Raw genomic sequence first — 9,209 nt, forward strand, 5'->3', positions numbered from 1 at the left:
GCATTCGGGGGGTGGGCGGCTGGGATGTGTCAGGCGCGGCGGAGGATTTCGGCGGCCATTTCGAGGTAGTGGTCGATGCTGGTGGCCATGAACATCAGGTCTACGATCAGGTGTTGGACGTCGGGTTCGGTGGAGACGCTGTGGATGGCGTTCACGATGTCGTCAACCGTGCCCCCGGGGAATGGGTAGATACGCAGGATCAGGCCGATCTCGGCCGGGTCGCGGCCCTCCTCGGCGGCGAGTTGCCTGATATGCCGCATCGGGTTGGTGATCAGCTCTGCCACGTCCACCGGGCCGGGGCCGGTGAGGGGGAGGACCGGGAGCCAGCCGTCGGCGCGCTTGGCGACCCGGCGCATCGCCACCGGGGCGAACGCCGCGAGGTAGATGGGCGGTCGCCGTACCGGCTTGAGCTTGGCGTGGGTGGCCGGCACGGACCAGTACTTGCCCTGGTACTCGGCCGGGCTGGCCGTCCAGAGCTGGTCGAGCGCGTCCAGGCACTCGTCCAGGCGCGGGCCGCGCTCGGCGATCGGTACCCCTGCCGCCTGGAACTCCTCGGGCGACCAGCCGGAACCGAAGCCCGGCACCAGCCGTCCGCCGCTGACCAGGTCGATGGTGGTCAGCGAGCGGGCCAGCATGGCCGGCGGGTACCAGGGGGCGTTCAGGACGTTGGTGCCCAGTAAGGGGGTCTCGGTCACCGCGGCGGCGACGGCGAGCATGGCGAACGGGTCCAGGATGTGGTGGAACTCATCCGGGATCGTCGCGTTGACTCCCGGCGGATAGCCGACGGTGGGGTTGACCGGGGCGAGCAGGCGATCGCCCACCCACAGGCTCCCGGCACCCAACGCTTCTGCTTCCCGGGCGAACCGGGCCACTTCGTCTGCTTGGCGGGCGACGACACCACCGAGTTGGGGGAGGCTGAATCCGATACGCATATGTGGCAATATAGCATATTGAATTTTCAACTACTTTTCGACCCCCTGCTGAGGCTCATCGGGGAGGGCCGCCTGGCGGGGGCCATGCCTTCGTGTCCGGCGCGTGACGGCTGCCGCGCATCCGCTCGAAGGCGGCGTCCACCAGATGGCCGAGTCGGCCAGGTCGCGGTTCCGCCTTTCGGACTCGCGTTTCTCGTATGCCTTGATGGCTTCTTCCAGACTGTTGTACGGCCTGGCGGTGAGCACGATCAGGTGCCCGTTGATCCAATGCAGGGCGATGCTCCCCACGATCGTCCAATCGGAAAGGGCCATGGCGCGGTCATGAATTACGTCCGCACCGTGTACTCGTCGAAATGACCCTTTCTGGCGTCGGCGACGAACCTTTTCCAGGAAGCGGGTGTGGTGACGACGGTGGTACGCGTCCCCGCCACGAGGTCGCCTTGAGCCGGAGCAGGTCGTCCTGTTCTTCGGGGGTGAACGCGCCCTCTTTGACGGCTTCCAGCCATGTCGAGAAGCCGGCGCGGGACATGTGAACGCCCCTGCTGGTGGGGTCGTTGATCTCCCAAATGTGCAGCCATCGGGCGGTGCCGAGCGGAGAGAACTCGACCTTGATACGGCCGCTTTTGTTTTCCGTCATGCGGTTCCTTTCTCGAACCAGACCACCCGGCCGCGCCGGGCCGTGACCATGGAAACGGGATGGTGGCCCCACCTGTCCGATGTGGCCTCGACGAGGGCCAGGCCCCTGCCGCCTCGCCGCAGCGGCATGTCGTCGTCCTCGGGGCCGATCACGCGGGGTACCGTGCGCGAGCCCTGGTCGATGACCTCGACGCGTACCCCGGTGGAGTGAGCGGTGACGACCAGCCCGACCAGGCCGCCCGGGTCGCCGCTCCGGGTGTGGCGGATGGCGTTGGCGGTCAACTCCGAGACCATGAGGAGGAGATCGTCCAGGAAGTCGCCGTTGAGGGAGGGATTGGCCGCCCACATTTCCCGTATTGTCCGGCGAGCGGCGGCTACCTGATCCAGCGTTCCTGGAAAGGTGCTTACCTTCCAAATCGCACTAGATAGGGTGTCTGCCAATAGTTGTCGCATATAGCTCACGCAGCCTGTTGGTTTGTTGGAGCGAGCGTCGGGGCTCTCACCTTCGTTCAGGGGCGACAGCCGTGTCCTGAATTTGTAGCCGACAGTCACCGGCAGGATTCAGCGGATGGTGTCCAGGGCTGTCGGTTGACGTGATATCCCTAGTCGCGATGCGTAAGGCGACGGTCAGGAGGCGGTAATGGCATGGAAACCCCCCGAGCCAAATGAGCTGGTAGTCCGATTTGGCGTGGAATTGCGTAGGCTGCGTAAGCAGTCTGGAATGTCGCAGGGGCGGGTTGCCCGCTTTTGCGGATGCTCGGAGAGCTTGGTGTCGAGTGTCGAATTGGCGAAGCGTGTTCCGCAACCCGACTTCGCCCAGAGTCTCGACCGCCTGTTCGAGACGGATGGCTTCATCGGCCGACTCGCCGCCTACATCGCCCAGCCGGCTCCGTCCGGGCCACTGTGGTTCCAGCAATGGACCGAGGAGATCGAGCCGGTGGCTAGCGCCCTGCGGACTTGGGAACCGTTGTTGGTCCCTGGGTTGCTTCAGACAGTCGAGTATGCCTGCGCGCTGTTCAGGGGCGCGAACATGTCAGAGGAGCGGGTGGAGGAACTGGCCGCCGTTCGGATGCGACGGCAGGAGGTCCTGAAGCGGCCCGATCCCCCCGCCGTGTGGGTGCTCATGGATGAATGGGTCTTGAAACGGCCTGTCGGTGGGCCAGTGGTGATGGCCGCGCAGCTCGCTCATCTGCTGGAACTGAGTGCGCTGCGGCATATCACGATCCAGCTCACCCCTCATGACACCCACTGCTACGACGGTTTCGTGTCCGGCTTCATTCTGGCGGACGTTAGTGGCGCGCCGACCACTATTTCGGTGGATTCTGCCAACGGTGGCGAGGTGACGGCGGATCCCGGCGCTGTGGCGCAGATGTTGACCCGCTATGAGAGAATACGGGCCGAGGCGTTTCGACCTGGGCAGTCCGTGGACCTTATAAAGGAAGCATGGGGATCATGGAAGCAGCAGATCTGACCAAAGCCGGACTTGAAAAGGCCGCCTGGCGGACGAGCAGCTATACAAGTCCTGACGGCGGGAACTGCGTTGAGGTGGCGGACAACCTGCCTGGGGTGATCGGGGTCCGGGACAGTAAGAATCGTTCCGGTCCGGCGCTTCGGTTCGCTCCCGATGTGTGGCGGGCCTTTATCGCCGAGGTCAAGTCCGGGTCGTTCGACGTCGCTCCCTAGCATGCCCGTGCGATTATCGCGGATCGTCGTGGCGTCCGCCCTGGTGATGACATCGCTCGCCTGTAGCGCGCCCGATCCCTTGGCCGCCTGCTATGAGGTGGTCGACATCCTGGACGAGGCGGGGGTCGATCCGTACAAATGGACGACGCGCCGCACGGCCCCCACCTCCGTCACCGAGGAGAAGGCGCAGGCGGAGGTCATTCGCCGGGTGGCGGCGATGGAGTCCGATGATCCGTACCTGGATGAAGGTTTCGCCAAGCTCCGGCGCGCGGCCGAAAGGCATCGGGCGGAATTGGACGAACTCCTGGACGACTCGCCCCAGGGATCGAATGTCCGACTGGCCGGATCAACGGCCGGGTACATGCTGATCGCGCTCATCAGGCGGTGCAACATCAAGGCCGGGTACAACTGGTAGCCCCTCTCAAGGCCATCACCACAACGTGTGATCGCCCAGCGACAGTACGTTAGCATTGGGTGGCGTTGTTGCCTGCCTGGGAGGCAGTCATACCAGTGGGCGGATATTCCATGTATTACCTATAGGAAATATTGCTAATCGGTCCTGCCTCTGCCTATGCTGATCGCGTCGCACCCCGCCCCACCCTTGAGGAGCACCTAACATGTCGGTTTCGTCGGTTATCGCCGCCGCGCTGGTCGCCGTGCCGCTATCCGCTCCGATCGCCGCTCCGGCCCCCTTAGCCGGGTCGGCCGAGACGTGGCAGCGTGCCGACACCGTGGCCGAGTGGTACGACACCACCGCCGCCACGATCGCCGCCGCCGGGGCGTCCGCGCAGGTGACCAACAGCCGCACGTGGGCGATCAGTTGGCTGTCGGCGGCCCGGGCGTTGCGGCATCGGCCGTCGCCGCCCGCGTTCCGGGATGCCGCGCTCGCGTCCGCCGTGCACAGGTCGCTGGTCACGCTGGTGCCGTCGCGAAAGCAGGAGCTGGACGCGGCGCTCGCCGCGTCGCTGGCCCGCATCCCGGAGGGGGTCGACAAGCGGCGCGGGGTGGCCGCGGGCACCCGGGAGGCCGACGCGCTGCTGGCCGAGCGGGACAAGGACGGGCTCGACCCGCAGTCGGTCAGCCCGCCGTACACGCCGGTGTCGTCCGACCCGGGGGTGTGGCGTCCGACGCCGCCTTCGTTCTCGCCGGGCGTCCAGTCCGGCACCCGTGACGCCAAGCCGTTCCTGCCGGCCACCCGCAGCCAGTACCGCCCCGCGCCACCGCCCGCGCTCACCTCCGAGCGCTACGTGAAGGACCTGGAGGAGGTCCGGGTGTACGGCGCGGCGGGCAGCACCGCCCGCACGCCCGCGCAGACCGAGACCGCGCAGTTCTGGCTCGGGTCCTCGCTCACGCTGTACGACGGCGTGCTCCGGGCGGCGGTCGTGCAGTCGCAGGACAGATCGCAGTCCTGGCGTACCGGGCTGGTCGCGCTCTTCCACGTGGCACTGGTGGACACCCAGATCGCCACATCGGACGCGAAGTACGCCTATGTGCTGTGGCGTCCGGTCACCGCGCTCCAGGTCACCGACCCGTCCTGGACACCGCTGCACAACACCCCGGCGCACCCCGACTACCCGAGCGGGCACAACAGCTACGCCGGAGCGGCCCAGCAGGTGCTCACCGCGCTGATCGGCCCGCGTTCGCGCCGGCCGTACACGATCGGCAGCCCCACCCTGCCGGGCGTCACGCGTACCTACACCGACTGGAAGCGGCCCGCCGACGAGAACATCGACGCCCGCGTGTGGTCCGGCATCCACACCCGGATCGCGGACGAGGTGGGGGTGCGTCTCGGCAGAGACGTGGCCGCGCACACGCTGCGCAACGCGGTGAAGCTGTTCTCCTGAGCCTGCGGCGACGCAGCCCGAAGCCAGGTCCTGGCGCCGTCTGGGGGGCGGCGTCAGGACCATCCTCATGCCTCGTGCACGGCGGCGGCGGTACGGGTGCCGCGCAGCCCGGCCACCGGGCCCTCGTAGAGCACCCGCCCGCCGTGCCTGCCCGGCCCCGGCCCGAGGTCGATGATCCAGTCCGCGTGCCGGATCACATCGACGTTGTGCTCGATGACCACGGCGGTGTGGCCCTGGGCGACCAGCCGGTCCAGGATGCCGAGCAGCGCGGCCAGGTCGCGCAGGTGCAGGCCGGTGGTGGGCTCGTCGAGCACGTACAGGGCCGGTTCGGTGGTCTCGCGCAGCTCGCGGGCGATCTTGACGCGCTGGCACTCGCCGCCGGACAGCGTGGTCAGCGGCTGGCCGAGGCGCAGGTAGCCGAGGCCGACCTCGTCCAGGTGGCGCAGCGCCTCGCGGACGCGCCGCGCGGGCAGCCGTCCGATCGCGTCACTGATCGTCAGGTCGTCGATGTCGGCGATGGACAGGCCGTCCACCCGGTGGCGGAGTACGTCCTCGGTGAAGCGCCGCCCGTGGCAGGTCTCGCACACGGTCTCGTGGCCGTCCATGAACGCCAGGTCGGTGTAGATGACGCCCAGGCCCTTGCAGTCCGGGCACGCGCCTGCCGAGTTGGCGCTGAACAGGCCGGCGGGCATGCCGCTGCGCTCGGCGAACAGCCTGCGGACGGCGGGCGCGATCCCGGTGTAGGTGATGGGGGTGGAGCGGCGGTTGGTGCTCACCGGCCGCTGGTCGATCACCACCGCGTCGTGCCGATCGACCAGTTCGGCGGCCAGGCTGGACTTGCCGGACCCGGCCACCCCGGTCAGGACGGTCAGTACCCCGGTGGGGATCTCGACGGTCAGGTCCTTCAGGTTGTTGCGTACGGCGCCGTCCACCTTGATCGCGCCGGTGGGGGTCCGGGGGCTCGCGTTGAGCGGCGTCCGTTCGCGCAGGGCCGTGGCGGTCGCCGTACCGGACGCCCGCAACTCCTCCGGCGTCCCCTGGAACACCAGCTCGCCGCCGGCGGTGCCCGCGCCCGGACCGATCTCCACGATCTGGTCGGCGACCGCCATGACGGCCGGGTCGTGCTCCACCACCAGCACCGTGTTGCCCTTGTCGCGTAGGTCGCGCAGGAGGGTGGTCATCGCGGCGATGTCGTGCGGGTGCAGGCCGGCGGTGGGCTCGTCGAAGACGTAGAGCATCTCGACCAGGCTGCTGCCCAGGTGTTTGACGGTCTTGATCCGCTGCGACTCGCCGCCGGACAGGCTGGTGGTGGCCCGGCCGAGGTGCAGGTACCCGAGCCCGATGGTGATCATTGCCCGCAGCCGTTCCCCGAGGGCGGACACGACCGGCGCGACGGCCGGGCCGCGCACCTCCTCCAGCAGGTCGGCGAGTTCGGTGATCTCCATGCGGCTCAGCTCGCCGATGGTGCGGCCGAGGACGGTGGTGGTGCGGGCGGCCTCGTTCAGGCGTTCGCCGTGGCACTCGGAGCAGGTCTGCGAGCGGGTGAACCTCGCGAGCGCCTCCCGCTTGCGGTCGGACAGGTCATCGGAGGTGTGCAGGTAGATCCGCTCGAACCGGTTCACGACGCCCTCGTAGTCCTTGGGCGGCCTGGTACCGAGCAGGGCGGCGTGCTCGCCGCCGTACAGCAACGCCTGGCGCTCCCGCTCGGTCCAGTCGCGCAGCGGCGTGTCGACCGCGAAGCTGCCGATGTCGGCGTACTGCGAGTACCAGTACCCGCCGTTGCCGAAGCCGGGCAGCAGGATCGCGCCCCCGGCCAGCGACTTGTCCAGGTCCAGGAAGCGATCGACGGCGCTGACCACGATCTCACCGAGCCCGGAGCAGGCCGGGCACATGCCCGCCGGATCGTTGAACGAAAAGCGGTTCGACTCGCCGACGTACGGCGTGCCGATGCGGGAGAACAGCAGCCGCAGGTACGTCCAGGCGTCGGTGATGGTGCCCACGGTCGAGCGCGCGTTGCCGCCGAGCCGCCGCTGGTCGATGACCACGACCGGGGACAGTCCCTCGATCTTCTCAGTCTCCGGGCGGGTCCACTTCGGCAGCCGGTTGCGGGTGAACGGCGGGAACGTCTCGTTGAGCTGGTGCCCGGCCTCCGCCGCGATCGTGTCGAACACCAGCGACGACTTGCCCGACCCGGACATCCCGACGAACACGACCAGCCTGCCGCGGGGGATGTCCACGTCGAGGGCCTTGAGGTTGTTGGTCCGGGCGCCCCGGATGCGGATCGTGTGCATGCGGCCGAGGCTACGAACGGATGTGGCCATTTTCTGACCGCAACAGCGGGAGACTGGAGGTATGGCGGACGTCACCCAGCGCATCCTCGCCCTGCTGGCCACCTTGCAGAGCGGCCGGCCGTTCAGCGGCGACGAGCTCGTCGCGCGGCTCGGCGTCAGCCCGCGGACCCTGCGCCGCGACGTCGAGCGGCTGCGGGAGTACGGCTATCCGGTCGAGACCCGGCCCGGCCCCGGCGGTTACTACCGGCTCACGGCGGGCGCGGCGCTGCCGCCGCTGGTGCTGGACGACGACGAGGCCATCGCGACCCTGGTCGGGCTGGCCGCCTTCGCCGCCACCGGGAGCGCGGCCGAGGGCAGTGTGGACGAGGCGGCCACGCGGGCGTACGGGAAGGTCGATCAGTTCCTGCCGAAGCGGCTGCGGCACCGGGCGGCCCGGCTGCGCGCGAGCCTGGAGACCGGCGCGGCGCCGGCCCCGAGCGTCAGCACCGCCGTGCTCGCCACGCTGGCCGACGCCATCCAGCGCCGCCACGTCGTGACCTTCGACTATGCGGGCAAGGGCGGCTCGGTGACGTCGCGGCGGGTCGAGCCGTACCGGCATGTCCACCACAGCCTGCGCTGGTACCTGCTGGCCTGGGACGAGGGCAGGGACGACTGGCGGATCTTCCGCATCGACCGCGTCAGCGGTCTCGCGGTGACGACGAGCGCTTTTCGGCCACGCCCGCTGCCCGCCGAGACCGCGCTGGACTATCTGCGACAAGGGCTGAACAAGGAGCGCGAGCGTGTCGTGCTCACCGTGGAGGCCCCGCTGGCGGCGGTCGCCGACGCCTTCAAGTACCAGGACACCGAGCTTTCGGCGGTGACCGACCGGCGGACCAGGGTCGTGCTCTGGCTCGACACCTGGCAGTGGCCGCTGGTGAACCTCGCCTTCCTGGACGCCGACTTCGTCGTCCACGAACCGGCCGCCTTCCGGGCGGCCTTTCGCGACTTCGGCGCCCGCCTCCGAGCGGCGGGAGAACGCGGCTCAGCGGGGGAACGTGGCCCGGCGGGATAGCGGCGGAGCCTGTGGGCATGGCGGAGGCGGAGCCCCGGCGCTCAATTCGAGCGCCTGGAGCCCCGCCGGATATCTGTTATTCCGAACCGCCGCATAATCCGGGAAAAGGATGATTTCCTACCCTGCGATTGGAATGTGGTCGTTTACCAGTGACCGTGGTGGTGGTGGTCCTTGATGATGTGGTAGTTCTTGCGGATGTGGAGGCAGCCTCTCGCGTGGCGCCACCGCACGTGGCCGGTGGCGTGGTTGATCCGGACCGTGGACCGGTTGACCCACCGCTTGTGGTGGCCGTGGCCGCCCCAGTGGCCGCCCCAGTGACCGCCGCCGCAGTGGCTGCCACCCCAGTGACCGCCGCCGCAGCCGTGGTGCCCGCCGCAGCCCCAGTTCTGCGTGGTGATGGCGACGCCGGCGTTCGCGGTGGTGGTGGCTGTCGCGGCACCGAGGCCGACGACCCCGCCCGTCACCGCGGTGCTGATGGCCAGGGCCGCGGCGATTTTCTTGACCTTGGGCATTGCGTATCCCCCTTGGAAGGCATGATGGCCCAGTTAGGCATTTGCCCTCTATGACTGGCAATTGCCGAGGATGTCACCACAATGGGTGATCCTGGTTGTCTGATTTCCGGCCTTGAAGGGCGACAAACAGCAATCTCATGCTTTTGCTAACTGATAATCTCTTTATTGCTAGCATTAAACTATTATTAAGTGCTTTCGCCATGTATGTCGCTAATGTCCGATTGTTGTGAAGGGGGCGACGGCCGGGGGCGGCCGGGGAC

Annotated in this window: 11 protein-coding genes; 5 read left to right on the plus strand and 6 right to left on the minus strand. The window is 68.2% G+C overall.

All coding sequences use genetic code 11. The features are described 5' to 3' along the window. Positions 1 to 29: 29 nt before the first annotated feature. The 4 genes from C1I98_RS29750 to C1I98_RS44480 are packed head-to-tail and all read right to left on the minus strand — an operon-like array spanning position 30 to position 2,021. Positions 30 to 932 (minus strand): TIGR03619 family F420-dependent LLM class oxidoreductase, encoded by a 903-nt coding sequence (locus C1I98_RS29750; RefSeq protein ID WP_111170713.1) that lies wholly within the window; start codon positions 930 to 932, stop codon positions 30 to 32. 30 nt (positions 933 to 962) lie between these two features. Beyond that, positions 963 to 1,244, minus strand: a complete 282-nt coding sequence (locus tag C1I98_RS40745; RefSeq protein WP_146607702.1) for a hypothetical protein — start codon at positions 1,242 to 1,244, stop codon at positions 963 to 965. A gap of 7 nt (positions 1,245 to 1,251) precedes the next feature. After that, a complete protein-coding gene (locus tag C1I98_RS40750) occupies positions 1,252 to 1,569 on the minus strand; it encodes a hypothetical protein (protein ID WP_146607703.1) in 318 nt (105 codons plus the stop codon). After that, on the minus strand, positions 1,566 to 2,021 hold the full coding sequence (locus tag C1I98_RS44480; RefSeq protein WP_267898084.1) for an ATP-binding protein: 456 nt from the start codon (positions 2,019 to 2,021) through the stop codon (positions 1,566 to 1,568). Before C1I98_RS44480 ends, C1I98_RS40750 begins: the two co-directional genes overlap by 4 nt. Positions 2,022 to 2,208: 187 nt before the next feature. Here C1I98_RS44480 and C1I98_RS29765 point away from each other — a divergent pair, with 187 nt between their 5' ends. From C1I98_RS29765 to C1I98_RS29780, 4 genes are all read left to right on the plus strand, one after another. Further along, positions 2,209 to 3,039, plus strand: coding sequence for a helix-turn-helix domain-containing protein (locus C1I98_RS29765; RefSeq protein WP_111170716.1), 831 nt, complete (start codon positions 2,209 to 2,211; stop codon positions 3,037 to 3,039). Beyond that, complete coding sequence (locus tag C1I98_RS29770; protein ID WP_111170722.1) at positions 3,021 to 3,251, plus strand: DUF397 domain-containing protein; 231 nt, start codon at positions 3,021 to 3,023, stop codon at positions 3,249 to 3,251. Before C1I98_RS29765 ends, C1I98_RS29770 begins: the two co-directional genes overlap by 19 nt. A 1-nt stretch (position 3,252) precedes the next feature. After that, complete coding sequence (locus C1I98_RS29775; RefSeq protein ID WP_146607705.1) at positions 3,253 to 3,666, plus strand: hypothetical protein; 414 nt, start codon at positions 3,253 to 3,255, stop codon at positions 3,664 to 3,666. Between the two features lie 202 nt (positions 3,667 to 3,868). Continuing rightward, positions 3,869 to 5,095 carry a vanadium-dependent haloperoxidase gene (locus C1I98_RS29780; protein ID WP_111170718.1) on the plus strand — a complete coding sequence of 409 codons (1,227 nt, stop codon included), beginning with the start codon at positions 3,869 to 3,871 and terminating at the stop codon, positions 5,093 to 5,095. A 65-nt stretch (positions 5,096 to 5,160) separates the two neighbouring features. Here C1I98_RS29780 and C1I98_RS29785 read toward each other — a convergent pair whose 3' ends face one another. Further along, positions 5,161 to 7,386: an ATP-binding cassette domain-containing protein gene (locus C1I98_RS29785; protein ID WP_111170719.1), complete on the minus strand. Its 2,226-nt coding sequence runs from the start codon at positions 7,384 to 7,386 to the stop codon at positions 5,161 to 5,163. A gap of 61 nt (positions 7,387 to 7,447) precedes the next feature. On the opposite strand from C1I98_RS29785, the gene C1I98_RS29790 reads away from it, so the two are divergent. Further along, positions 7,448 to 8,437 (plus strand): helix-turn-helix transcriptional regulator, encoded by a 990-nt coding sequence (locus C1I98_RS29790; RefSeq protein ID WP_111170720.1) that lies wholly within the window; start codon positions 7,448 to 7,450, stop codon positions 8,435 to 8,437. Between the two features lie 143 nt (positions 8,438 to 8,580). Here the strand turns inward: C1I98_RS29790 and C1I98_RS29795 are convergent, their stop codons facing one another. Then, positions 8,581 to 8,949, minus strand: coding sequence for a hypothetical protein (locus tag C1I98_RS29795; RefSeq protein WP_111170721.1), 369 nt, complete (start codon positions 8,947 to 8,949; stop codon positions 8,581 to 8,583). Positions 8,950 to 9,209: the final 260 nt, after the last annotated feature.

This window comes from Spongiactinospora gelatinilytica, from assembly GCF_003236385.1.
GTDB classification, from domain to species: domain Bacteria; phylum Actinomycetota; class Actinomycetes; order Streptosporangiales; family Streptosporangiaceae; genus Spongiactinospora; species Spongiactinospora gelatinilytica.

What these genes read in the sequence shown, in the direction of transcription:
- C1I98_RS29765 (WP_111170716.1), top strand. Translation starts at nt 2,209, where the DNA reads ATGGCATGGAAACCCCCCGAGCCAAATGAGCTGGTAGTCCGATTTGGC.
- C1I98_RS29780 (WP_111170718.1), top strand. Translation starts at nt 3,869, where the DNA reads ATGTCGGTTTCGTCGGTTATCGCCGCCGCGCTGGTCGCCGTGCCGCTA.
- C1I98_RS29775 (WP_146607705.1), top strand. Translation starts at nt 3,253, where the DNA reads ATGCCCGTGCGATTATCGCGGATCGTCGTGGCGTCCGCCCTGGTGATG.
- C1I98_RS29795 (WP_111170721.1), bottom strand. Translation starts at nt 8,949, where the DNA reads ATGCCCAAGGTCAAGAAAATCGCCGCGGCCCTGGCCATCAGCACCGCG.
- C1I98_RS29785 (WP_111170719.1), bottom strand. Translation starts at nt 7,386, where the DNA reads ATGCACACGATCCGCATCCGGGGCGCCCGGACCAACAACCTCAAGGCC.
- C1I98_RS29750 (WP_111170713.1), bottom strand. Translation starts at nt 932, where the DNA reads ATGCGTATCGGATTCAGCCTCCCCCAACTCGGTGGTGTCGTCGCCCGC.
- C1I98_RS40750 (WP_146607703.1), bottom strand. Translation starts at nt 1,569, where the DNA reads ATGACGGAAAACAAAAGCGGCCGTATCAAGGTCGAGTTCTCTCCGCTC.
- C1I98_RS44480 (WP_267898084.1), bottom strand. Translation starts at nt 2,021, where the DNA reads ATGCGACAACTATTGGCAGACACCCTATCTAGTGCGATTTGGAAGGTA.
- C1I98_RS40745 (WP_146607702.1), bottom strand. Translation starts at nt 1,244, where the DNA reads ATGGCCCTTTCCGATTGGACGATCGTGGGGAGCATCGCCCTGCATTGG.
- C1I98_RS29770 (WP_111170722.1), top strand. Translation starts at nt 3,021, where the DNA reads ATGGAAGCAGCAGATCTGACCAAAGCCGGACTTGAAAAGGCCGCCTGG.
- C1I98_RS29790 (WP_111170720.1), top strand. Translation starts at nt 7,448, where the DNA reads ATGGCGGACGTCACCCAGCGCATCCTCGCCCTGCTGGCCACCTTGCAG.